Raw genomic sequence first — 24,469 nt, 5'->3', positions numbered from 1 at the left:
TTATGTCCTCTCCGTTTTGCTCAACCACATCTCGTCCATACCGCCACCACGAATCTGCATCGGGTAGACATGCTCGCTGCCATCAACTGTTACATCGACAAACACCAGACGCCCTTTCGCCAGGGTTTCCAGTGCCTGCGTCAGCTTCTCTTCCAGCTCGGCGGGATGCTGAATCGCGATACCCACGTGACCATAGGCTTCCGCGAGGCGCACGAAGTCCGGCAGGGATTCCATGTAGGATTGCGAATGGCGGCCAGAGTAGATCATGTCCTGCCACTGCTTCACCATGCCAAGGAAGCGGTTGTTGAGGTTCAGTACCAGCACCGGCAAATCATATTGCAGCGCGGTCGACAGCTCCTGAATGTTCATCTGGATGCTGCCATCACCGGTCACACAGATGACGGTCTCTTCCGGCAGCGCCATCTTCACACCCAGCGCAGCAGGCAGGCCAAAGCCCATGGTGCCGAGGCCGCCCGAGTTGATCCAGCGACGCGGTTTGTCGAACTGATAATACAACGCTGCGAACATCTGGTGCTGACCCACGTCAGACGTGACGTAAGCATCGCCTTTGGTCAGACGGCAAATGGTTTCGATTACCGCCTGCGGTTTGATTTTATCGCTGGTGCGATCAAATTCGAGGCACTTGCGGCTACGCCAGCCATCAATGGTCTGCCACCAGTCGCGCAGGCTGTCGAGTTCCTGCTTCGCATCCGTCTGTGCCAGCAGTTCCAGCATCTGCGTCAGTGTTTGCTTCGCATCACCAACGATAGGAATGTCTGCGGCAACCGTTTTGGAAATCGAGGTCGGGTCAACGTCGATATGCATCACCGTGGCATTCGGGCAATACTTCGCCAGATTGTTGGTGGTGCGGTCATCAAAACGCACGCCGATGCCGAAAATCAGGTCAGCGTTATGCATGGTCATGTTGGCTTCATAGGTGCCATGCATACCCAGCATTCCCACGCACTGGCGGTGCGTGCCAGGGAAGGCACCCAATCCCATCAGCGAGGTGGTAACCGGAATATTCAGCGTTTCCGCCAGTTGCAGCAGCTCAGCTTCACAACCCGAGGTAATGGCACCGCCGCCGACATACATCACCGGCTTATGCGCCGCCAGCAAGGTTTGCAACGCGCGCTTAATCTGCCCTTTATGGCCCTGAATGGTCGGATTGTACGAGCGCATGCTGACCGACTCCGGCCAGACATAAGGCAGCTTATTGGCCGGATTCAGGATATCTTTCGGCAGGTCAATCACCACCGGTCCCGGACGACCACTTTTCGCCAGCCAGAACGCCTTTTTAATGATGGTCGGGATCTCTTCGGTATTTTTGACCAGGAAACTGTGCTTCACCACCGGACGGGAAATCCCGACCATGTCGCACTCCTGGAAGGCGTCATAACCGATCAGTGACGACGGCACCTGACCGGACAGGACCACCATGGGGATCGAATCCATATAGGCCGTGGCGATGCCGGTAATGGCATTGGTGGCACCAGGACCGGACGTCACCAGCACGACACCCACTTCGCCGGTAGCACGCGCCAGGCCGTCAGCCATATGCACCGCGCCCTGTTCGTGGCGAACTAATACGTGGTCGATACCGCCGACCGTTTGCAGAGCGTCATAAATATCGAGCACCGCTCCGCCCGGATAACCGAATACCTGCTTAACGCCCTGATCGATTAACGAACGGACGACCATTTCGGCTCCTGACAACATCTCCATTTTCTGCCTCCAGGCTTGGGGGACGGAATCCACCAACGCTCGCTTTCCAGCCACGTCAGTGACATCCTGCCCCCGATTCGCCAATTAAGATCAAAACCTTATGTTTATGCTCAGAAGACGGAATTCATTTCCGCCTTCCAGGTACAGGGAATCTACTTGAGTTCATTCTTTTGAGAGTAGGTCGATTACCATAACCGCAGAAAACCCGGCAGGCAAACACCCACCCTCCTTCGCCTCGCTTCTTTCCACCCCAAAGGCACTGAGGCGTGATAATTGCCCGCGAGGATTAAACTAATGCCAGCACAGAACTGCAGATGATAATGCTGGTTACGGAATTATTTACAGCGAGTTATAAGAAATACACGATGCATATTTTGCAACATTCCAGCCCACAATCTTACCCGTCAATTAATTCCTGGCGTGATTATCTTTAAAATCCTTATCTGACGTGAGATTCGTCTAAACAACCACGCTGCCATTGTTTTACCACCCGGTAAATAAACTCAACAAAAATCATAAAAATCAGTTAATTAAAATAAATATTCATTTTTAAAACATTTTTGCATGCGTCACGCCTCGTCAGCCGGGGGGGAATATTGGTTTTTCCTCTGAACAAGCGAATAATCACAGCAGATCCGCCTTAAGCCCCCTGAGAAATAACCTTTCACTTATGGTTGACATCGACGACCTTTCTCAGTATCAATATGTGCAGCACTCAATTTACGAGGTTTGATCCATGTCCCGTTCTTTCCGTCTACTTGGTCTACTACTAATCGCATCCCCATTGCGCGGTAGACTCGTGGGCGGAATCAACAACTGATTCGAACCTGCAGAAAGTTTAAAAAAACCCGCGCCAATGCGCGGGTTTTTTTATGCTCGTAGCACCGGCGAAGTTAATGCATAAGGAAGATTACGATGAGCCAGCAAGTTATTATTTTCGATACCACTCTGCGTGATGGCGAGCAGGCGTTACAGGCCAGCCTGAGTGTTAAAGAAAAACTGCAGATTGCCCTGGCGCTGGAACGTATGGGCGTGGACGTGATGGAAGTGGGTTTCCCGGTTTCTTCTCCGGGCGATTTCGAATCCGTACAGACCATTGCGCGCACCATCAAAAACAGCCGCGTCTGTGGTCTGGCACGTTGCGTGGAGAAGGATATCGACGCGGCATACGAATCTCTGCGCGTAGCAGAAGCGTTCCGTATCCACACCTTCATTGCCACCTCGCCGATGCACATCGCCACTAAGCTGCGCAGTACGCTGCCCGAGGTGATTGAACGTGCGGTGCATATGATTAAGCGTGCCCGCAACTACACCAACGACGTGGAGTTCTCCTGCGAAGATGGTGGCCGTACCCCGATTGATGACCTGTGCCGTATGGTGGAAGCGGCGATCAACGCCGGTGCCACGACCATCAACATCCCGGACACCGTGGGTTACACCCTGCCGCATGAATACGCCAACATTATCAGCCAGCTGATCAATCGCGTGCCGAATATCGATAAAGCGATTTTGTCTGTTCATACCCACGATGACCTGGGCATGGCCACCGGCAACGCCATTGCGGCGGTGATGGCGGGTGCACGCCAGGTAGAAGGCACACTGAACGGCCTGGGCGAGCGCGCCGGTAACTGTGCACTGGAAGAGGTGATCATGGCGATCAAGACCCGCCAGCAGATCATGAACGTGCACACCAATATCCAACATCAGGAAATCTACCGTACCAGCCAGACCGTTAGCCAGATCTGCAACATGCCGATCCCGGCCAACAAAGCGGTGGTCGGTTCAAACGCCTTCGCCCACTCTTCCGGCATCCACCAGGATGGCGTGCTGAAGAACCGCGAAAACTATGAAATCCTGACGCCAGAATCGATCGGCCTGCACAAAATCCAGCTCAACCTGACCTCACGTTCAGGCCGCGCCGCGGTGAAACACCGTATGGAAGAGATGGGTTACAAAGAGACCGACTACAACCTGGATACCCTGTACGACGCCTTCCTGAAGTTGGCGGATAAGAAAGGTCAGGTGTTCGATTACGATCTGGAAGCGCTGGCCTTCATCAACAAACAGAATGAAGAACCGGAACACTTCCAGCTGAAAGAATTCAATGTGCAGACCGGCTCCAGCGTAACCGCCACGGCGTCTGTCCAGTTGGGTTGCGGTGAAGAGACGAAATCTGACGCCGCCACCGGTAACGGTCCGGTTGATGCCGTCTACCAGGCCATCAACCGCATCACCGGCTTTGAAGCCGAGTTGATGAACTACAAACTGACCGCCAAAGGCCACGGTGAAAACGCCCTGGGTCAGGTTGATATCGTGGTCAACTACAACGGTCGCAAATTCCACGGCGTGGGCCTGGCGACCGATATCGTCGAATCCTCCGCCAAAGCGATGGTCAACGCCCTGAACAACATCTGGCGTGCCAAACAGGTGGAAAAAGAATTGCAGCGTAAATTTAAAGAGCAGAAGGAAACGGTGTAACTATGACTAAGTCTTTTCATATCGCGGTAATGCCGGGCGACGGAATCGGCCCGGAAGTGATGGCGCAGGCCATGAAAGTTCTGGACGCGATTCGCGCGCGTTTCGACATGCGTATCACCACCAGCGAATATGATGTTGGCGGTATCGCCATCGATCGTCACGGCGAACCACTGCCTCCGGCCACCGTTGCCGGTGCCGAGCAGGCCGACGCCATTCTGTTTGGTTCAGTGGGCGGCCCGAAGTGGGAAAACTTGCCTCCGGCACAACAGCCAGAGCGCGGTGCGCTCCTGCCGCTGCGTAAGCACTTTAAACTGTTCAGCAACCTGCGTCCGGCAGCGCTGTACAAAGGTCTGGAAGCCTTCTGCCCGCTGCGTAGCGACATCGCTGCACGTGGCTTCGATATCCTGTGCGTGCGTGAACTGACTGGCGGTATCTACTTCGGTCAGCCGAAAGGCCGCGAAGGCAGTGGCCCGCACGAACGTGCGTTCGACACCGAGGTGTATCACCGTTTTGAGATCGAACGTATTGCCCGTATCGCGTTCGAATCTGCGCGCAAGCGTCGCAACAAAGTGACCTCTATTGATAAAGCCAACGTGTTGCAGACCTCCGTGATGTGGCGCGAGATCGTGAACGAAGTGGCGAAAGATTACCCGGATGTGCAACTGAGCCATATGTACATCGACAACGCCACCATGCAGCTGATTAAAGACCCGTCACAGTTTGATGTGCTGCTGTGTTCTAACCTGTTTGGCGACATTCTGTCTGATGAATGCGCGATGATTACCGGCTCCATGGGTATGTTGCCCTCAGCCAGTCTGAACGAAGAAGGTTTCGGCCTGTACGAGCCTGCGGGCGGCTCCGCACCGGATATCGCCGGTCAGAATATTGCCAACCCGGTGGCCCAGATCCTCTCATTGTCCTTGCTGCTACGCTACAGCCTGAATGCCGCTGAGGCTGCCGACAGCATTGAGCGCGCGATCAACCGTGCGCTGGAAGCGGGTCATCGCACCCGTGATTTGGCCGGTGACGGTCAGTCCGTGAGCACTGATGAAATGGGCAGCATCATTGCCCGTTTCATCGCCGAGGAAAAATAAAAAAATGAAAAGCTTATACCAGAAGTTATTTGATGCACATGTCGTCCACGAAGCACCGAACGAAACCCCATTACTGTATATCGATCGCCATTTGATCCATGAAGTGACGTCACCGCAGGCCTTCGATGGCCTGCGCGCTCACGGCCGCAAAGTTCGCCAGCCGTCGAAGACGTTCGCCACCATGGACCATAACGTTTCTACCCAGACCAAAGACATCAATGCGTCGGGTGAAATGGCGCGCATTCAGATGCAGGAACTGATCAAGAACTGTGCGGAGTTCGGTGTCCAGCTGTATGACCTGAACCACCCGTTCCAGGGCATCGTCCACGTGATCGGCCCTGAGCAGGGCATGACCCTGCCGGGCATGACCATCGTGTGTGGCGACTCCCACACCGCTACCCATGGTGCTTTCGGTTCACTGGCGTTTGGTATCGGTACGTCTGAGGTTGAGCATGTTTTTGCCACTCAGACCCTGAAGCAGGGCCGTGCCAAAACCATGAAGATTGAAGTACTGGGCGAAGCGGCTGCGGGCATTACCGCAAAAGACATCGTGCTGGCGATTATCGGTAAAACCGGCAGCGCCGGCGGCACCGGTCATGTCGTTGAATTCTGTGGCCCGGCGATTGAAGCGCTGAGCATGGAAGGCCGCATGACGCTGTGTAACATGGCGATTGAAATGGGTGCCAAAGCGGGCCTGGTCGCGCCGGATGACACCACGTTCAACTATCTGCAAGACAAACAGTTTGCACCGAAGGGCGAGCAGTGGGAACAGGCCGTCGCCTACTGGCGTACCCTGAAATCCGACAGCGACGCGAAATTCGATACCGTGGTGACGTTGAATGCCGCAGATATCGCGCCGCAGGTAACCTGGGGCACCAACCCAGGCCAGGTGATGGCGGTGGATCAGGCGATTCCGAACCCGGCCTCCTTCGCCGATCCGGTTGAGCGTGCCTCTGCCGAGAAAGCGCTGGCCTATATGGATCTGCAACCGGGTATCAAACTGACCGACGTCGCGATCGATAAAGTGTTTATCGGCTCTTGCACCAACTCGCGTATCGAAGATCTGCGCGCCGCCGCCGCTATCGCCAAAGGCCGCCATGTCGCGCCGGGTGTGGTGGCGATGGTGGTGCCGGGTTCAGGTCCGGTGAAAGCGCAGGCGGAAGCGGAAGGTCTGGATAAGATTTTCCTCGATGCCGGTTTTGAGTGGCGTCTGCCGGGTTGCTCAATGTGTCTGGCGATGAACAATGACCGTCTGAACCCGGGCGAACGTTGTGCCTCCACCAGTAACCGTAACTTCGAAGGTCGTCAGGGCCGTGGTGGACGTACCCACCTGGTCAGCCCGGCGATGGCCGCAGCCGCAGCGGTCACTGGCCGTTTTGCCGATATTCGTGAACTGACTCAGGGAGCTTAAGCCATGGCGAAGAAATTTACCCAGCACAGCGGGATTGTTGCCCCGTTAGATGCCGCGAATGTTGATACCGATGCCATCATTCCGAAGCAGTTCCTGCAAAAAGTGACCCGCACCGGTTTTGGTGCTCACCTGTTCCATGACTGGCGTTTTGATGATGACGCTGGCACCGTGCCGACCGCCAGCTTCGTGCTGAACAAGCCGGAATATAAAGGCACCAGCATTTTGCTGGCGCGGGAAAACTTCGGCTGCGGCTCCTCACGTGAGCACGCGCCCTGGGCCCTGACCGATTTCGGTTTCCAGGTGGTGATTGCACCAAGCTTTGCGGATATCTTCTATGGCAACAGCTTTAACAACCAGCTGCTGCCGGTGAAGTTGAGCGATGAAGAAGTCGATGAGATGTTTAAACTGGTGGCAAGCCATCCGGGTATCAGCTTTACCGTTGATCTGGAAGCGCAGACGGTGACTGCCGGTGACAAAACTTACAGCTTCGAAATCGACAGCTTCCGCCGCCATTGCATGATCAATGGTCTCGATAGCATTGGCCTGACGCTGCAACACGAAGCGTCCATCGCCAGCTACGAGACCAACCAGCCCGCGTTTTTACGTTAAAACCGCGCGATTAATCGCGCCGCTACGGGGACGATCTGGCCCGTAGCGGCGCAATTTATTGCGCGCAGTTACACATCCCGCACGCGCGAAGCCAGTACCAGCGCCAGCACCGCCAGCCCGAACGCCAGCCAATACACCGACACATGGCCAAAATGCTCACTCAGGACCCCCTGAATCAAGCCTGCGACAATCATTCCGGTGGAGATCGAGGTGGTGAACATGGTGGTGGCCGCACCTGCGCGTCCCGGCATCAGATCCTGGAACCACAGCATCCCAATCCCGGCGACAATACCGATGAATGCGGCGTTAAACAGTTGCAACACCATCAGCGCGGTACGTGACTGGAACAGCCCCAGCCCGAGATAGAACACTACCGCCGCGACCAGCGCCACCTGCACCAGCCGACGTTTGCCAAAGCGACGCGCATAATGTCCGGCCAGCAACATCAGCGGGATCTCCAGACCCGCCGCCGTGCCCATCAACAAGCCTGCCAGCTTTTCCGGCAAACCGAGGGTGGAACTGATATACAAAGGCATATCAATAAGATACATCACGTTACAGGTCCACATAATGACGGATGCAATAAACAGCAGGCGCACCTGGCTGTCTTTCCACGGACTGAGTTGCGTCAGTACCTGCTCCGGCGACACCACCACGCGCGGCACCGACGGCAGGGTGCGCCAGATCAGCAGCAGGCTTAACAAGAAGATTACCGCCGCCACGCAAAACAGCGTCACAAAGCCGTAGTTCAACGCCAGCGCGAACGATAAGGGTGGACCAATCACCCATGCCAGTGATAGCTGGGCGCGCATCACCGAACTGAACATCACCACTTCGCGCGCCGAACGATCGGCATATTCCCGCGCCAGGGCAAAAATCTGCGGTACCGCCACGCTGGCCAGCGCTGACAGCAGCACACCCAATGTAATCAAGGTCAGATAATGGCGGGAGAAGGCAAACAGCAGCGAGTTGCCCACCGCCATCAGGCAACAAAACATAATCAGCTTGCGCCGGTCACCCTGGCTGTCAGATCGCTTTGCCACCAGCAGGCTGATAACGATGCCGGCAATTGCATTGACGGTAAAAAACAGTCCGACCCAGAACGGTCGCACCTGCACCTCACGCGTCAGAAACAGGCTCAGCGTCGGAGCCTGTAAAGCACCGGCCACGCCAACCATAAAGGAGACGGCCATAAAAGCCAGATAAACCGGGTTGAGGAACGGCTTACGCGATAACAGCGATTTCATGCAGAAATCCCTTTGCGGATTTAATCGGGGGAAAAAAATGAGGGTAGAAGATTCCACAGCAAGACGAAAAAAGCCAGCAGAGAACACACTGCTGGCGGTGAAATTGCACCCTACTCAGAAAAGGTTCCACGTCGGCGGAACCGCTGGCAGAGCGCCATTCATGACTGAATGCCTCCCGCTCTTCCATTGCAGTCTACTATGCCTCTAATATGGGGCAGGAAAAACTGAGCGATTAAGAGAAGGAGTTCCCCTTTTATGTCCTCTTCACGGTTACAACAGCAATTTATCCGCCTGTGGCAAAGCTGCCAGGGTCAGGATCAGGAAACCACCCTGAGCGATCTGGCGGAATTGCTGCATTGCTCACGCCGTCATATGCGTAACCTGTTGAATGCCATGCAGGATGCAGGCTGGCTAATCTGGCAGGCCGAAGCCGGGCGTGGTAAACGCTCGACGCTGAGTTTTTGCTACACCGGCCTGGCCTTGCAGCAGCAACGTGCGGAAGATTTACTGGAACAGGATCGCATCGAACAACTGGTGCAACTGGTGGGCGACAAAAATCAGGTGCGACAAATGATTGCAGCCCACCTCGGCCGCAGCTTTCGTCAGGGTAAGCATATCCTGCGCGTCCTTTACTATCGCCCGCTCCCCAACCTGCTGCCTGGCTCCCCACTGCGCCGATCTGAAACCCATCTGGCGCGGCAAATCTTCAGTGGCCTGACCCGGGTAAATGAGGAAAAGGGGGAAATCGAACCCGATATCGCTCACCATTGGCAACAGACATCGCCGCTGCACTGGCGTTTCTTCCTGCGTCCGGCGATTCGCTTTCACCATGGGCGCGAGCTGGAGATGGAGGATGTCATCAGCTCACTGGAACGCCTGCGCAGCCAGCCGCTGTTTTCGCATCTCGCAAAACTGCACTCCCCTGCGCCCTGGACGCTGGATATCCAACTGACGCAACCCGATAACTGGCTGCCGTGGCTACTCGGTAGCGTCAGCGCGATGATCCTGCCGCGCGAATGGCAAACCCTGCGCGACTTCGCCCGACAACCGATTGGCACCGGCCCCTACAGCGTGGTGCGCAATCAGCAAAGTCAGCTCAAGATCGCCGCCTTTGATGACTACTTCGGCTACCGCGCGCTGATTGACGATGTCTCAATTTGGGTGCTGCCGGAAATCAGCGATGAACTGGTGTATGCCGGGGTAAAATTGCAGGGCGAAACCGCCGATGAAAAATCGGAAGAGAGTCGTCTCGAAGAGGGTTGCTATTTTCTGCTGTTTGACCAGCGTTCAGAACAGGGGCGTGATGCCCATTTCCGCCGTTGGGTCAGCTATCTGTTCAACCCCATCGCCCTGCTCAACAATGCCGGAGTGGGTTATCAACGCTACTGGTTCCCGGCGTATGGCCTGCTGCCGCGCTGGCACCATCGCCGCGATCTGACCGCCGTCAGTAAACCCGAGAACCTGAAACAACTGACCATCAGTTGGTACAGCCACCATGTCGAGCATGAGGGGATTGCCAATGCGCTGCGCCCGCTACTGGCCGCGCAGGGCGTCGAGCTGATCACTCGCGAACTGAGCTACGAAACCTGGTTTAATGGCGAGGGTGAGAGCGATATCTGGCTCGGAAGCGTCAACTTCACCCTGCCGCTGGATTACTCGTTGTTCGCCCAGTTGTATGAATTGCCGTTGATGCAGCAGTGCATCCCGATTGACTGGCAAAGCGCGGCTGAACGCTGGCGCGAAAAAACGCTGCCGCTGGCGGAATGGGGGAAACAGTTGGTGGACAGTGACTACCTGCATCCGCTGTTCCATCACTGGCTATTGCTGGAAGGACAGCGCAGTATGCGCGGCGTGCGCATGAATACGCTCGGCTGGTTTGACTTTAAATCCGCCTGGTTTGCTCCGCCGGAGTTGTGAACCTTTCGCCCCGACCCGGAAATGTCTAGAATGAGCCGTTCTCAACGGGGTGCCCTGCGTTACAGGGGCTGAGAGAGACCCGTCGAACCTGATCCGGTTAATACCGGCGTAGGGATTTGAGATGCCTCACTGCTCAGATCCTTTGCGACTCAACCTTATCTTCTCCTCAAGGAGCGCAAAGTGTTTAAAAAAGTTCTGCCCGTGCTGTTACTGGTCGCTGCCCCGGCACTGGCTGCCAAACCGGTCCTGACCGTCTACACCTACGATTCGTTCTCCGCCGATTGGGGCCCCGGCCCTGCCGTCCAAAAAGCCTTCGAAGCCCAATGCGGCTGCGAACTGAAATATGTCGCGCTGGAAGATGGCGTGTCACTGCTCAATCGCGTGCGGATGGAAGGCAAAAACAGCAAAGCGGATATCGTGCTGGGCCTCGATAACAACCTGGTACAGGCAGCAGAAAAAACCGGCCTGTTTGCCAAAAGCAAGGTGGATACCCGCGCACTCCAGTTACCGGACGGCTGGCACAATGACACCTTTATCCCGTTCGACTATGGTTACTTCGCCTTTGTCTATGACAAAAACAAACTGCAAAACCCACCGAAAAGCCTGAAAGAACTGGTCGAAAGCCCGGAAAAATGGCGGGTGATCTACGAAGATCCGCGCACCAGTACCCCAGGTCTCGGCCTGCTGCTGTGGATGCAAAAGGTCTATGGCGACCAGGCACCGGAAGCCTGGCAGAAACTGGCGCAGAAAACCGTCACCGTCACCAAAGGCTGGAGCGAAGCCTATGGCCTGTTCCTGAAAGGCGAAGGCGACCTGGTGCTGAGCTATACCACCTCTCCGGCCTATCACATCATCGAAGAGAAGAAAGAAAATTACGCGGCGGCCCCGTTCAGCGAAGGCCACTATATGCAGGTTGAAGTGGCGGCGCAGCTCGCCAGCAGCAAACAACCGCAGCTGGCGCAGCAATTTATGCAGTTTATGGTCAGCCCGGCCTTCCAGCAGACCATCCCGACCGGCAACTGGATGTATCCGGTGATTAAGAGCGATCTGCCTGCCGGTTATCAGACACTGCACATCCCGCAAACGGCGCTGCAATATAGCCCGGCGGACGTTGCCGAACATCGCGCCGCCTGGATTAGTGCATGGCAACGCGCCGTCAGCCGTTAATTCCCGGCTGGCTGCTACCCGGCAGTTTCACCGCGCTGCTGTTATGCGCGGTGGCGCTGCTGGCGTTTGGCGCGCTGCTGATGTCAGCCCCCATCGGCGACTGGCGCGCCCTGCTCAGCGATGACTATCTGCATCATGTGCTGGCGTTCTCCTTCTGGCAGGCCTTGTTGTCGGCGCTATTCTCGGTGATTCCCGCCATCCCGCTGGCACGCGCCCTGTACCGGCGGCGTTTTCCCGGTCGCAATCTGCTGTTGCGCCTGTGCGCCATGACGCTGGTGCTGCCGGTGCTGGTGGCGGTATTTGGCCTGCTGAGCGTCTATGGCCGCAGCGGCTGGCTGGCGCAGTTATGCAGCATGGTGGGCATCGATTATCACTTCTCACCCTATGGGCTTCAGGGCATTCTGCTGGCACACGTGTTCTTTAATCTGCCGCTGGCGACACGCATGCTGTTGCAGGCGCTGGAGAGCATTCCGGGCGAACAGCGTCAGTTGGCGGCACAGCTTGGTTTGCGCGGCTGGAACCTGTTCCATTTACTGGAATGGCCGTGGCTGCGGCGACAAATTTTGCCCACCGCCGCGCTGATTTTTATGTTGTGCTTTGCCAGTTTCGCCACCGTGCTGGCACTGGGTGGTGGCCCGCAGGCCACCACGCTGGAGCTGGCAATTTATCAGGCGCTGAGTTTTGACTACGATCCTGGCCGCGCAGCCCTGCTGGCGCTGCTTCAGTTAGGTTGTTGTCTACTGTTGGTGTTGTTGAGCCAGCGCTTCAGCAAAGCCATTCCGGCCGGGAGCCAGCAGATACGTGGCTGGCGTGATCCGCAGGATAGCTGGCGCGCGCGCCTCAGCGATAGCGTGTTGATCGCCGTAGCCTTGTTGCTGTTGATCCCGCCTTTACTGGCGGTCGTGACCGATGGCCTGCGCGGTGGTGTGGCCGGGGCGATACAACAACCGGCCCTGTGGCAGGCCACCTTCACCTCATTACGTATCGCCCTTGGGGCCGGCGTGTTGTGCGTCATGCTTACCCTGATGCTGCTGTGGAGCAGTCGTGAGCTACGCCTGCGTCATCACATCATCCCGGCACAGGCGATGGAGCTGAGCGGCATGTTGATTCTGGCAATGCCCGGGATCGTGCTGGCCAGCGGCTTTTTCCTGCTGTTCAACGCCACCGTTGGCCTGCCGCAGTCGGCAGATGGCCTGGTGATCTTCACTAACGCGCTGATCGCTATCCCTTATGCGATGAAGGTGCTGGAGAACCCGATGCGCGATCTCAGCGCGCGTTACAATCAGTTATGCGCCTCGCTGGGGGTGCAGGGATGGAATCGTCTGCGCCTGATTGAACTGCGCGCGCTGAAACGCCCGCTTGCTCAGGCGCTGGCCTTTGCCTGTGTATTGTCGATTGGTGATTTCGGCGTGGTGGCGTTGTTTGGCAGCGCGGATTTCCGCACCCTGCCCTTTTATCTGTTCCAGCAAATTGGTGCCTATCGTGGCGATGATGGCGCGGTCACCGCGTTACTGTTGCTGCTACTGTGCCTGCTCCTGTTTACCCTGATGGAAAAATTGCCAGGTCGTCATGCTGACACTGAATAACCTCACTTACCTGTACCAGCATCTGCCGATGCGCTTCCAGTTCAGCGCACAAGCAGGCGAACGGCTGGCGATCCTTGGTCCGAGCGGTGCCGGGAAAAGCACCCTGCTCAGCCTGATTGGTGGTTTTCTGCCGGTCAGCAGCGGTAGTTTATGGTTGAACGGCACCGACCATACCGCCAGCGTCCCTGCGGCGCGTCCGGTCTCAATGCTGTTCCAGGAGAACAACCTGTTTCCGCACCTGACGGTGCAGCAGAATCTCGGTCTGGGGCTGCATCCGGGCTTAAAACTCACCAGTGAACAGAAACAGCAAGTGATTGAGATCGCCGGGCAAACCGGGCTTCAGGAGATGCTGCAACGCCTGCCGGGTCAGCTCTCCGGTGGACAGCGCCAACGTGTCGCGCTGGCGCGCTGCCTGCTGCGTAATCAGCCGATCTTATTGCTGGATGAACCGTTTTCCGCGCTCGATCCGGCGCTGCGTCAGGAGATGCTGCAACTGGTGCACAACGTCTGCGCTGCGCGCAATATCACGCTGTTGATGGTGTCGCACAGCCTGGAAGATGCGCGGCAAATCGCGGCGCGCAGTCTGGTGGTGGTTGATGGGCGGGTTTACTGGGATGGCAGCACGGAAGAGCTGCTCACTGGCAGAACCCCCGCTGCCGCCATCCTCGGCGTGGCGCAGCGTTAAGCGAAGAACACCTTCCACAGCAGATGGCGGAACAACGGCATCATCGGATGGAACTGGATAGCAATAAACGCCGCCACACCCAGCGCGGCAGCCAGCGGTGCCAGCCAGCGTAAACGCGCTGTCGGCAGATACGCCGTTGCCCAGTCGACGTTTTTGCCGCTGCGCCACCAGCGCCAGCACAGCCAGAACCCCAGCCACACCAGCAATGCCACCAGCGCCAGCAACCAGGTAAAGTGGCCGCCTTGTGCGGCCTTCGGGACATCGATCGCCACACCAGCGAGGATACCGGGCATCAGATACAGCGGTGGCCACAGGATGCAGCCGATAATGTTCGGCGGCAGGAATTTACGCACCGGCAGTTCCAGCATCCCGGCAGCCAGCGGAATCAGTGGCCGTGTCGGGCCGACAAAGCGCCCCACCAAAATGGTGAACATGCTGTGCTGATGCAACGCATGCTCCGTTTTATCCAGCAGCCCGCGATATTTTTGCAGATATTTCCAGCGATGCAGCGGCCCCTGAAATTTCCAGCCAATGCCATAGGAAACCCAGTCGCCAATCAGACAGCCCGCCAGCCCCGCAGCCCAGGCGGGATACAGGCTAATCTGGCCGCTGCCGACCAGCGCCCCGAGGCTTGCCATCAACACCGTGCCCGGCAGCAGCAATCCCACGAAGGCCAGCGACTCCAGAAACGTCACCAGCGCGACAGCAAACAGCGCCCATTCCAGAGATTGCGTAAAAAGATGTTGTACCCAGGCTTCCATAAATATCCTCTGCGGAATATGAAGGCTGGATTGTCCAGAGCCAGCGCCGCAGCGTCAAGGCAAGATTTGTACGCCAATGTTGACAAAGCGCTTACAATTTAAGCAAACAAAAGACACTGTATAAACATCCATGATATACTTAGCGGGTTTTCACACCCGGAGTTCCCGTGACCGATCCACGCGCAGGTTTTCTGCTTACCCGACACTGGCGAGACACCCCCACTGGCAGCGAAGTGGTGCTGTGGCTGGCTACCGACCAGGGTGCCCAACGTGTCGTTTTGCCCACGCAAGAGTCGGTGGCGTTTATCCCGAGCGAGTTCCAGGCGCAGGTTGCGACGCTGATCCACGACGAACGCCACACGCGCCTGCAATCCCTGAAGTTAACCGATTTCCGCCGCCGTCCGGTGTTTGGTCTCTATTGCCGCAGCTACCGCCAGCTACAGAATCTGGAAAAACGCCTGCGGGAAAACGGCATCCCGGTCTACGAAGCGGATATCCGCCCGCCAGAACGCTATCTGATGGAGCGCTTTATCACCGCACCGGTGTGGTTCAGTGGCGATACACGCGGCGACAGCGTGGTGAATACGCGCCTTAAGCCTCATCCCGACTACCGTCCACAACTCAGTTGGGTCTCGCTGGACATCGAAACCACCGAACATGGCGAGTTGTATTGCATCGGGCTGGAAGGTTGCGGTCAACGTCAGGTGTTTATGCTCGGCCCGCCCAACGGCGATGCCAGTCAGCTTGATTTCGAGCTGATTTATGTCGATAGCCGCCCGCAACTGCTGGAGCGGCTTAATGCCTGGTTTGCCCACCATGAACCCGATGTGATTATCGGCTGGAACCTGGTGCAGTTCGACCTGCGCGTGTTGCAAAAACATGCCGATCGTTACGGCATGCCTCTGCGTCTGGGTCGCCAGCAACAACCGCTGGAGTGGCGCGAGCACGGTTTTAAACCTGGCGTTTTCTTTGCGCAGGCCACCGGTCGCCTGATTATTGACGGCATCGAAGCGTTAAAATCCGCCTTCTGGGATTTTCCCTCCTTCAGTCTGGAGGCGGTCTCGCAGACGTTGCTGGGCGAAGGCAAAGCCATCGACAATCCGTGGCAACGCATGGAGGAGATCAACTGGCGTTTTGCCAACGATAAACCGGCGCTGGCGCGTTATAACCTGAAAGATTGTGAGCTGGTGACACGCATCTTCCACCATACCGCCATCATGCCGTTTCTGCTGGAACGCGCCACGGTGAACGGGCTGGCGGTCGATCGCCACGGCGGTTCGGTGGCGGCATTTGGCCATCTCTACATCCCGCGTATGCATCGCGCCGGGTTTGTTGCCCCCAATCTCGGCGAAGTGACGCCAGAAGCCAGCCCCGGCGGTTACGTGATGGATTCCCGCCCCGGCCTGTACGATTCGGTGCTGGTGCTGGATTACAAAAGCCTCTATCCCTCGATTATCCGCACCTTCCTGATCGATCCGGTCGGGCTGGTGGAGGGGCTGGCGCACCCTGATGATGCCGATTCGGTGCCCGGTTTTCGCGGCGCACGTTTTTCCCGTACCACCCACTGCCTGCCGGCGATTGTCGAGCAGATCTGGCAGGGACGTGAGCGGGCAAAGCTCGACCATAATCAGCCGTTGTCGCAGGCGCTGAAAATCATCATGAACGCCTTTTACGGCGTGCTGGGCACCAGCGCCTGTCGCTTTTTCGATCCTCGCCTCGCCTCCTCCATCACCCTGCGCGGTCACGCGATCATGCAGCAAACGCGTGAACTGATTGAAGCCAAAGGCTATGACGTCATTTACGGCGACACCGATTCAACATTTGTCTGGTTGAAGGGGGCACACAGCGAAGCGCAAGCGGCGCTGATAGGTCGTCAGTTGGCCGAACACGTCAACGGCTGGTGGCAGGAGCATTTGCAGCACACCTATGGCCTGAGCAGTGCGCTGGAGCTGGAGTACGAAAACCATTTCAGCCGTTTCTTAATGCCCACCATTCGCGGTGCGGAACAAGGCAGCAAAAAGCGCTATGCCGGTCTGATTCGCACCGATGGCAGCGAACGGCTGGTGTTTAAGGGGCTGGAGTCGGTGCGTACCGACTGGACGCCACTGGCACAGCAGTTCCAGCAAACCTTGTATGGCCGCATCTTCCGTGGCGAACCCTGGCAGGATTATATCCGCGACACCGTGGCACAATTGCTGGCTGGCGAACTTGATGATCTGCTGGTCTATAAAAAGCGCCTGCGCCGTCCGCTAAAAGATTATGAACGCAACGTGCCACCACACGTGCGCGCCGCACGCCTGGCAGATGAGGCGAATCGTAAATTGGGACGTCCGTTGCAGTACCAGAACGGCGGCGCGATTCGCTATGTCATCGCCACCGCAGGCCCGGAGCCACTGGAGGCGCGCCATACGCCGCTCGACTATGATCACTATGTGACGAAGCAGTTGCAGCCGGTGGCTGAAGGCATTTTACCTTTCGTCGGCGATGATTTTGCTACACTGATTACCGGGCAGTTGGGGCTTTTTTGACAGGTGACGAATGCCCTGCCATCCAGTACCATAGCGCCCTTCCTGAATCTCACCGCATGCACACGCTGCCCAAACCCTTTCGTTTGGCGGTCTGGTATTGCCTGAGAGCAGGTGCACATCTTCATGACATGACAGAGAATCGAGCAGGAAATATATGGTTTTTACACTGGGTCAACGCTGGATTAGTGATACGGAAAGTGAACTGGGACTGGGCACGGTAGTTGCGCTGGATACGCGCATGGTCACACTGATGTTCCCGGCAACCGGCGAAAACCGCCTCTATGCCCGTAATGATTCTCCTGTTACCCGCGTGATCTTCAACCCGGGTGATACCGTCACCAGCCATGAAGGCTGGCAGATGCGCGTCGACGACGTCCGCAACGAAAACGATTTAATTACCTACATCGGTACGCGTCTCGACACCGAAGAATCCAATGTGCTGATGCGCGAAGTGATGCTCGACAGCAAGCTGGTATTCAGCAAACCGCAGGATCGCCTGTTCGCCGGACAGTTGGATCGTATGGACCGCTTTGCGTTGCGTTTCCGCGCCCGCAAGTATCAGAGCGAGCAGTACAACCTGCCAACCAGCGGTTTACGCGGCATGCGCACCAACCTGATTCCGCATCAGCTCCACATTGCGCACGATGTTGGCCGTCGCCATGCCCCGCGCGTGCTGCTGGCCGACGAAGTCGGCTTGGGTAAAACCATCGAAGCCGGGATGATCATCCAGCAACAGTTACTGGCCGGCCGTGCCGAGCGCGTGTTGATTGTGGTGCCGGAAACCCTGCAACATCAGTGGCTGGTGGAGATGCTGCGTCGCTTCAATCTGCGCTTTGCGTTGTTTGACGATGACCGCTACACCGAAGCGCAGCACGACAGCGATAATCCGTTCGATACCGAACAGCTGATTATCTGCTCGCTGGATTTTGTCCGTCGTAACAAGCAGCGTCTGGAACTGCTGGCCGATGCCGCATGGGACTTGCTGGTGGTCGACGAAGCGCATCACCTGGCGTGGAGTGAAGACGCACCAAGCCGTGAATATCAGGTAATTGAGCAACTGGCGGAACAGACGCCTGGCGTGCTGCTGTTGACCGCCACGCCGGAACAGCTCGGCATGGAGAGCCATTTCGCCCGTCTGCGCCTGCTCGATCCAAACCGCTTCCACGATTTCAGCCAGTTCGTTGCCGAGCAGCAGCACTATCGCCCGGTGGCCGATGCGGTCAGCACGCTGCTGGCCGACAAAGCGATCTCCACAGATGAAATGAACCTGATCAACGACCTGGTCGGTGAGCAGGACATCGAGCCGCTGTTGCAGGTGGCAAACAGCGATCGCGACGGCAAAGAAGATGCACGTAAAGAACTGATTTCTATGTTGATGGATCGCCACGGCACCAGCCGCGTGCTGTTCCGCAACACCCGTAACGGCGTGAAAGGTTTCCCGAAACGCGAACTGCATCAGATCCGCCTGCCGTTGCCCGCACAGTACCAGACGGCGATTAAGGTATCCGGCATTATGGGTGCGCGTAAAAGTGCAGAAGAACGCGCCCGTGACATGCTGTACCCGGAACAAATTTATCAGGAATTTGAAGGCGATAGCGGCACCTGGTGGAACTTCGATCCGCGCGTTGAATGGCTGATGGGCTACCTTACCAGCAACCGCAAAGAGAAAGTGCTGGTGATTTGCGCCAAAGCCGCCACCGCGCTGCAACTGGAGCAGGTACTGCGCGAACGTGAAGGCATCCGCGCGGCGGTGTTCCATGAAGGTCTGTCGATCATCGAACGTGACCGTGCTGCCGCCTGGTTCGCCTCAGAAGAAGATGGCGCGCAGGTGCTGCTGTGCTCAGAAATCGGTTCTGAAGGCCGCAACTTCCAGTTCGCCAGCCGCCTGGTGATGTTTGATCTGCCGTTCAACCCGGACCTGCTGGAGCAGCGTATTGGCCGTCTCGATCGTATCGGTCAAATGCACGACATCCAGATTCTGGTGCCGTGGCTGGAAAAAACCGCTCAGGCGGTGCTGTTGCGCTGGTACCACGAGGGTCTGGACGCGTTTGAACACACCTGCCCCACCGGCCGTACCATTTACGACAGCGTCTATAGCCAGCTGATTGAGTACCTGGCCGCACCGGAAAACCCGCAGGGACTGGACGAGTTTATTGCGGAGTGCCGCAAACAGCATGACCAGTTGAAAGCCCAACTGGAACAGGGACGCGACCGTCTGCTGGAGCAGAATTCTAACGGCGGTGAAGCCGCCCAAGCGCTGGCCGAAGCCATTGCCGAGCAGGATAACGATACCGGTCTGGTGAATTTTGCTCTCAACCTGTTTGATATCGTCGGTATCAACCAGGAAGACCGCAGCGATAACCTGATCGTGCTGACACCGTCCGATCATATGCTGGTGCCGGATTTCCCTGGCCTGCCGGAAGATGGCTGTACCGTGACCTTCAACCGTAACCAGGCGCTGTCTCGTGAAGATACCCAGTTCATTACCTGGGAGCACCCGCTGATCCGCAACGGTCTGGATCTGATCCTCTCCGGCGATACCGGTAGCTGTGCCCTGTCGTTGTTGAAAAACAAAGCGTTACCGGTTGGCACGCTGCTGGTCGAGATGATCTACGTGGTGGAAGCACAGGCACCGAAGCACCTGCAACTGACCCGTTTCCTGCCGCCGACGCCGGTGCGTTTGCTGATGGATCGTAGCGGCAACAATCTGGCCGGAAAAGTGGAGTTTGAGAGCTTCAACCGTCAGCTGAACGCGGTGAATCGTCACACCGGTAGCAAGCTGGTGAACGCCGTCCAGCAGGATGTGCATCAGATTCTGACCCTGGCCGAAAGCGCCGTGGTGCCGGAAGCGCAGGCGATTATCGCGGCAGCAAAATCCGAAGCGGATGAAAAGCTGAGTGCGGAATTATCACGTCTTGAAGCACTGCGTGCCGTCAACCCCAACATCCGTGATGACGAGGTTGACGCGCTGGAGAGCAACCGTAGCCAGGTGCTGGCAAGCCTCGGTGACGCTGGCTGGCGTCTTGATGCGCTGCGCCTGATCGTGGTGACGCACCAATAATTGACCGGGGCCGCAAGGCCCCCTTACGGAATGGCTGATGGAACCTTATAACCCGCCGCTCGAACCCTGGCTGCATATTCTGTATCAGGATGACCACATTATGGTGGTCAATAAGCCGAGCGGTTTGCTGTCGGTGCCGGGTCGCCTCGACGAACACAAAGACAGCGTGATGACGCGAATCCAGCGTGATTACCCCCAGGCTGAATCGGTGCATCGTCTGGATATGGCCACCAGCGGCGTTATCGTGGTGGCGCTGACTAAAGCGGCAGAGCGTGAGCTGAAGCGGCAGTTTCGCGAACGCGAGCCCGCCAAGCAATACGTGGCGCGTGTCTGGGGACATCCGGCTGAGGAGCAGGGGTTAATCGATCTGCCGCTGATTTGCGACTGGCCGAACCGACCCAAGCAGAAGGTGTGTTTTGACAGCGGCAAACCCGCGCAGACCGAATATCAGGTGCTGGCGTATGATGCTGATAACAGCGCCAGAGTGCTGCTGAAGCCGATTACCGGACGCTCACACCAGTTGCGTGTGCATCTGCTGGCGCTGGGGCATCCGATTCTCGGTGACCGCTTTTACGCTTCGCCAGAAGCACTGGCGATGGCTCCACGGCTGTTGTTGCATGCGGAGTCGCTGACGATTACCCATCCGGCGTTTGGTAACCGCATGACGTTTCGCCAGCCCGCAGATTTCTGACAGCCGCAGCGGTACGATTTATCGCGTGGCCGTTTCCCAAAGGCGGCACAAACCCGCGCGATAAATCGCGCCGCTACGGAGCAAGGATTTATTTAAATCCTTTCTCCTTACGAATCAGATCGTAAGCCGCCTGAATCTCCTGCGCTTTCTGCTTCGCCATCTCCATCATCTCCGGCGGTAATCCCTTCGCCACCAGTTTGTCGGGATGATGCTCCGCCATCAACTTGCGGTAAGCGCGTTTGATCGTGGTGCTATCATCGCTACTTTTCACCCCCAGCACGCTACAGGCATCTTCCAGCGTCGGGCCACGTTTGGCTTGCTGGTAGGCACCACCGCCATACGATGAACCGCCACCACCAAACTGTTGGCCGCCCTCCATCATGCGCAGGAACTGGTCAAACTGCATCCTGGAGATACCCAGTTCCTCGGCGATCACATACAGCACCTGGCGTTCGTTGGGATGCAGCGAACCATCAGCAAAGGCCGCCTGGATCTGAATTTCCAGAAACATCCGAATCAGATCAAAACGGCCAAAGCAGGCGCTGCGCAGTTCACGCAGTTTATTGCGTAGTGGATAGTCGCCCTGTTTGCCTTCACGGAAGGCACGCTGCGCCGCAGTACGTGCATCGCCATGCAGTTGCATGCGATCCATCAGCAAAGACGCAATCTGGATATCCGCTTCGGTGACGCGCCCTTTTGACTTGGTCAAATGGCCCATGACCTGAAAAGTGGTACTAAAAAACAGTGTCTGGCGGGTTTGGTTGTTAGCGAAGTAGCCTTGTCCCTGAACGCTGCGCACCTTATCAAACATGTGGCCAATGATCAGACCCAGTACAATGCCCCAAAAGCCTAGCCCGGAAAGCAAGCCCAGAGCCAGACCAATTACTTTTCCCCAGTAGCGCATAAACTCCTCAATTCGCCATGCTTGCGGCTGAAAATTGCATTATCATACCTGTCATTTATCTCAGCGCCTAACGGCAACGCGGACAGAAAAGGATTAACACTGGCGCATCGCCGGGCAGTAAGTTAGTCTCTGACCGGATTGTCGGCATGATGCCAGTTTTCATGGAATTATCGAAACCGCGTATGAAAAAACGTATACCTACCCTGCTGGCTACCATGATTGGTGCAGCGATATACAGTCAGCATTCCCTCGCCGACGACTTAATGTCGCAGTGTATGCTGGGCGTGCCGAGCTTTAACCGCCCGCTGGTTAATGGCGACACGAATTCGCTGCCCGTGACGATTCATTCTGACTCGTTAAAAGGCACCTATCCTAGCGACGCAGTTTACACCGGCAATGTCGACGTGCAGCAGGGTAACAGCCGCATGACTGCCGACGAAGTGCAGTTGCATCAGCGTCAGCAGGAGGGGCAGACCACGCCGGTACGCACCGTCGATGCGCTGGGTAATGTGCACTATGACGACAATCAGGTCATCCTGAAAGGTCCGAAAGCCTGGTCGAATCTGAACACCAAAGACACCAACGTCTGGAACGGTAACTATCTGATGGTAGGCCGCCAGGGACGAGGTGATGCCGACCAGATGAAACTGCGCGGTAACAATCGTTATACCATCCTCGAAAACGGCAGCTTTACCTCCTGTTTGCCAGGCAGCAACAGTTGGAGCGTGGTCGGTTCCGAGGTGATTCAGGACCGTCAGGAAGAAGTGGCAGAGATCTGGAATGCGCGCTTTAAACTCGGCAATGTGCCGGTTTTTTATAGCCCATACCTGCAACTGCCGATTGGCGATCGTCGTCGCTCAGGTTTCCTGATCCCGAATGCAAAATACAGCAGCACGAACGGTTTCGAGTTCATGCTGCCGTACTACTGGAACATTGCGCCGCAGGCCGATGCCACCATCACGCCGCATTATATGAGTAACCGCGGCCTGCAATTGCAGAATGAATTCCGTTATCTGACCCAGTTTGGTTCGGGTTTGATGGAACTGGATTTCCTGCCGTCCGATAACCAATACGACAAAGACAAAGCGGTGCGTAGCATTTCGCAGGACGCCAGCTCCGATCGCTGGTTGTTCTACTGGCGTCACGCTGGGGTGTACGATCAGCACTGGCGTTTCAATGCGGACTACACCAAAGTCAGCGATCCTTATTACTTCAACGATTTGACGTCGAAGTACTACAGCTCGACCGATGGGTACGCCACGCAGAAATTCAGCGTTGGCTATTCTGATACCAACTGGGACGCCACGCTCTCCACCAAAGATTTCCAGGTGTTTGGCACCACCAGCAGCAGCAACGTCTATCGTGCGATGCCACAGCTCGATCTGAACTTCTATCAGAACGACATTGGCCCATTCGATGGTCGGATTTACGCCCAGGCAGTGAAGTTCACTAACGTTAACAGTGAGATGCCTGAAGCAACTCGTCTGCACTTCGAGCCAACGCTGGATCTGCCGCTGTCTAATGGCTGGGCAAGCCTGGACACGGAAGCTAAACTCCTTGCCACCCATTATCAGCAGGATGGCCTCGATTATTACAACGGCCTTTCCGAGAGCCAGCGCACCTCCAGTGGCGTGTTGAAAGGCTCGGTTAACCGCACGCTGCCACAGTTCAAAATGGATGGTCGCCTGGTGTTTGACCGCGATATGGACTGGGCAGAAGGCTACACCCAAACGCTGGAGCCGCGCGTACAGTACCTCTACATTCCGTACCGCGACCAGAGCGCTATCTATCCATACGATTCAACGTTACTGCAAACGGACTATACCGGTCTGTTCCGTGACCGCACCTATAGCGGCCTCGATCGCATCGCCTCAGCCAACCAGGTCGCTACCGGCGTCACCACGCGAATTTATGATAACGATCTGGTTGAACGTTTTAACGTTTCTGTTGGTCAAATCTACTCGTTTACCCCGTCTCGAACTGGCGTTCAGCAGATCGACGATGAAGATGACACCGGCAGCCTGATCTGGGCCGGTGACACTTACTGGAAAGTGAGCGATCGCTGGGGCGTCCGTGGCGGGCTGCAATATGATACCCGTCTCGATAACGTGGCCCAGGGTAACGCGGTGCTGGAATATCGTCAGGATGCCGACCGTATGGTGCAGCTGAGCTACCGCTACAGCAGCCCGGAATACGTCGCGCAGGCCCTGAATAACTCCAGCCTGGTGACTAACCCGATCTACAAAAACGGGATCTCCCAGGTTGGCGCGACCGCCAGTTGGCCGATTGCCGATGCCTGGTCGCTGGTGGGTGCGTATTACTACGACACCCGTAACAGCAAACCGGCTGATCAGGTGCTGGGGCTGCAATACAGCTCCTGCTGCTACGCGATCCGCGTCGGTTATGAACGCAAAATCAACGGTTGGGAAAACAACAACAGTAAGTATGACAACCAAATCTCATTCAACATTGAGCTGCGTGGCCTTAGCTCCAACTATGGCTTAGGCACCCATGACATGCTGCGTCAGGGCATCATCCCTTACCAGCAGGCTTTCTGATGTTGTGATGTTTGACAGGCTATCCCGCAGTGCGGAAACAACAATGG

The 24,469-nt window shown here is 56.6% G+C and carries 16 protein-coding genes and 1 riboswitch; of the genes, 12 read left to right on the top strand and 4 right to left on the bottom strand.

What is annotated here, in order from left to right:
- Entirely contained in the window at positions 1-1,725 is a 1,725-nt protein-coding gene (ilvI, locus tag PAT9B_RS03340; RefSeq protein WP_013507844.1) for an acetolactate synthase 3 large subunit, read from the bottom strand.
- A gap of 915 nt (positions 1,726-2,640) precedes the next feature.
- Between ilvI and leuA the strand changes: the two genes are divergently transcribed.
- From leuA to leuD, 4 genes are read left to right on the top strand one after another with little or no spacing between them, the layout of a single operon-like run.
- Positions 2,641-4,203 carry a 2-isopropylmalate synthase gene (gene leuA, locus PAT9B_RS03335; RefSeq protein WP_013507843.1) on the top strand — a complete coding sequence of 521 codons (1,563 nt, stop codon included), beginning with the start codon at positions 2,641-2,643 and terminating at the stop codon, positions 4,201-4,203.
- 2 nt (positions 4,204-4,205) lie between these two features.
- Positions 4,206-5,297, top strand: coding sequence for a 3-isopropylmalate dehydrogenase (leuB, locus tag PAT9B_RS03330; protein WP_013507842.1), 1,092 nt, complete (start codon positions 4,206-4,208; stop codon positions 5,295-5,297).
- Between the two features lie 4 nt (positions 5,298-5,301).
- On the top strand, positions 5,302-6,708 hold the full coding sequence (leuC, locus tag PAT9B_RS03325) for a 3-isopropylmalate dehydratase large subunit (protein WP_013507841.1): 1,407 nt from the start codon (positions 5,302-5,304) through the stop codon (positions 6,706-6,708).
- 3 nt (positions 6,709-6,711) lie between these two features.
- Positions 6,712-7,317, top strand: a complete 606-nt coding sequence (leuD, locus tag PAT9B_RS03320) for a 3-isopropylmalate dehydratase small subunit (RefSeq protein WP_013507840.1) — start codon at positions 6,712-6,714, stop codon at positions 7,315-7,317.
- A gap of 68 nt (positions 7,318-7,385) precedes the next feature.
- Here the strand turns inward: leuD and PAT9B_RS03315 are convergent, their stop codons facing one another.
- Entirely contained in the window at positions 7,386-8,564 is a 1,179-nt protein-coding gene (locus tag PAT9B_RS03315) for an MFS transporter (protein ID WP_013507839.1), read from the bottom strand.
- 255 nt (positions 8,565-8,819) lie between these two features.
- Here PAT9B_RS03315 and sgrR point away from each other — a divergent pair, with 255 nt between their 5' ends.
- From sgrR to thiQ, 4 genes are all read left to right on the top strand, one after another.
- Complete coding sequence (gene sgrR / locus PAT9B_RS03310; RefSeq protein WP_013507838.1) at positions 8,820-10,481, top strand: HTH-type transcriptional regulator SgrR; 1,662 nt, start codon at positions 8,820-8,822, stop codon at positions 10,479-10,481.
- Between the two features lie 35 nt (positions 10,482-10,516).
- Positions 10,517-10,614, top strand: a riboswitch (TPP riboswitch).
- 47 nt (positions 10,615-10,661) lie between these two features.
- On the top strand, positions 10,662-11,648 hold the full coding sequence (thiB, locus tag PAT9B_RS03305; protein WP_013507837.1) for a thiamine ABC transporter substrate binding subunit: 987 nt from the start codon (positions 10,662-10,664) through the stop codon (positions 11,646-11,648).
- A complete protein-coding gene (gene thiP / locus PAT9B_RS03300; protein WP_013507836.1) occupies positions 11,624-13,234 on the top strand; it encodes a thiamine/thiamine pyrophosphate ABC transporter permease ThiP in 1,611 nt (536 codons plus the stop codon). Before thiB ends, thiP begins: the two co-directional genes overlap by 25 nt.
- Positions 13,218-13,919 (top strand): thiamine ABC transporter ATP-binding protein ThiQ, encoded by a 702-nt coding sequence (thiQ, locus tag PAT9B_RS03295; RefSeq protein ID WP_013507835.1) that lies wholly within the window; start codon positions 13,218-13,220, stop codon positions 13,917-13,919. The genes thiP and thiQ overlap by 17 nt, the downstream gene beginning before the upstream one ends.
- Here the strand turns inward: thiQ and PAT9B_RS03290 are convergent.
- The gene (locus PAT9B_RS03290; protein WP_013507834.1) at positions 13,916-14,680 is read right to left on the bottom strand and encodes a DedA family protein; all 765 of its coding nucleotides are present in this window, start codon (positions 14,678-14,680) and stop codon (positions 13,916-13,918) included. The genes thiQ and PAT9B_RS03290 overlap by 4 nt on opposite strands.
- A 167-nt stretch (positions 14,681-14,847) precedes the next feature.
- Here PAT9B_RS03290 and polB point away from each other — a divergent pair, with 167 nt between their 5' ends.
- The 3 genes from polB to rluA all read left to right on the top strand — a co-directional run bounded on the left by polB (position 14,848) and on the right by rluA (position 20,960).
- Complete coding sequence (polB, locus tag PAT9B_RS03285) at positions 14,848-17,208, top strand: DNA polymerase II (RefSeq protein WP_013507833.1); 2,361 nt, start codon at positions 14,848-14,850, stop codon at positions 17,206-17,208.
- A 154-nt stretch (positions 17,209-17,362) separates the two neighbouring features.
- Positions 17,363-20,269 (top strand): RNA polymerase-associated protein RapA, encoded by a 2,907-nt coding sequence (gene rapA / locus PAT9B_RS03280; protein ID WP_013507832.1) that lies wholly within the window; start codon positions 17,363-17,365, stop codon positions 20,267-20,269.
- A gap of 37 nt (positions 20,270-20,306) precedes the next feature.
- Positions 20,307-20,960: a bifunctional tRNA pseudouridine(32) synthase/23S rRNA pseudouridine(746) synthase RluA gene (rluA, locus tag PAT9B_RS03275; RefSeq protein WP_013507831.1), complete on the top strand. Its 654-nt coding sequence runs from the start codon at positions 20,307-20,309 to the stop codon at positions 20,958-20,960.
- Between the two features lie 88 nt (positions 20,961-21,048).
- Here the strand turns inward: rluA and djlA are convergent, their stop codons facing one another.
- Positions 21,049-21,864: a co-chaperone DjlA gene (gene djlA, locus PAT9B_RS03270; protein WP_013507830.1), complete on the bottom strand. Its 816-nt coding sequence runs from the start codon at positions 21,862-21,864 to the stop codon at positions 21,049-21,051.
- 182 nt (positions 21,865-22,046) lie between these two features.
- On the opposite strand from djlA, the gene lptD reads away from it, so the two are divergent.
- A complete protein-coding gene (gene lptD / locus PAT9B_RS03265) occupies positions 22,047-24,422 on the top strand; it encodes an LPS assembly protein LptD (RefSeq protein ID WP_049792198.1) in 2,376 nt (791 codons plus the stop codon).
- Positions 24,423-24,469 lie beyond the last annotated feature (47 nt).

Origin of the sequence: Pantoea sp. At-9b (assembly GCF_000175935.2) — a bacterium.
Classification (GTDB): Bacteria; Pseudomonadota; Gammaproteobacteria; order Enterobacterales; family Enterobacteriaceae; genus Pantoea.
The sequence above is the reverse complement of the archived record's forward strand: the minus strand, read 5'-3'. Positions and strand labels throughout refer to the sequence as shown.

Coding starts and splice junctions, on each gene's coding strand:
- rapA (WP_013507832.1), top strand. CDS start 17,363: ATGGTTTTTACACTGGGTCAACGCTGGATTAGTGATACGGAAAGTGAA.
- leuD (WP_013507840.1), top strand. CDS start 6,712: ATGGCGAAGAAATTTACCCAGCACAGCGGGATTGTTGCCCCGTTAGAT.
- leuB (WP_013507842.1), top strand. CDS start 4,206: ATGACTAAGTCTTTTCATATCGCGGTAATGCCGGGCGACGGAATCGGC.
- PAT9B_RS03290 (WP_013507834.1), bottom strand. CDS start 14,680: ATGGAAGCCTGGGTACAACATCTTTTTACGCAATCTCTGGAATGGGCG.
- PAT9B_RS03315 (WP_013507839.1), bottom strand. CDS start 8,564: ATGAAATCGCTGTTATCGCGTAAGCCGTTCCTCAACCCGGTTTATCTG.
- thiQ (WP_013507835.1), top strand. CDS start 13,218: ATGCTGACACTGAATAACCTCACTTACCTGTACCAGCATCTGCCGATG.
- lptD (WP_049792198.1), top strand. CDS start 22,047: ATGAAAAAACGTATACCTACCCTGCTGGCTACCATGATTGGTGCAGCG.
- thiP (WP_013507836.1), top strand. CDS start 11,624: ATGGCAACGCGCCGTCAGCCGTTAATTCCCGGCTGGCTGCTACCCGGC.
- djlA (WP_013507830.1), bottom strand. CDS start 21,864: ATGCGCTACTGGGGAAAAGTAATTGGTCTGGCTCTGGGCTTGCTTTCC.
- leuC (WP_013507841.1), top strand. CDS start 5,302: ATGAAAAGCTTATACCAGAAGTTATTTGATGCACATGTCGTCCACGAA.
- rluA (WP_013507831.1), top strand. CDS start 20,307: ATGGAACCTTATAACCCGCCGCTCGAACCCTGGCTGCATATTCTGTAT.
- leuA (WP_013507843.1), top strand. CDS start 2,641: ATGAGCCAGCAAGTTATTATTTTCGATACCACTCTGCGTGATGGCGAG.
- ilvI (WP_013507844.1), bottom strand. CDS start 1,725: ATGGAGATGTTGTCAGGAGCCGAAATGGTCGTCCGTTCGTTAATCGAT.
- sgrR (WP_013507838.1), top strand. CDS start 8,820: ATGTCCTCTTCACGGTTACAACAGCAATTTATCCGCCTGTGGCAAAGC.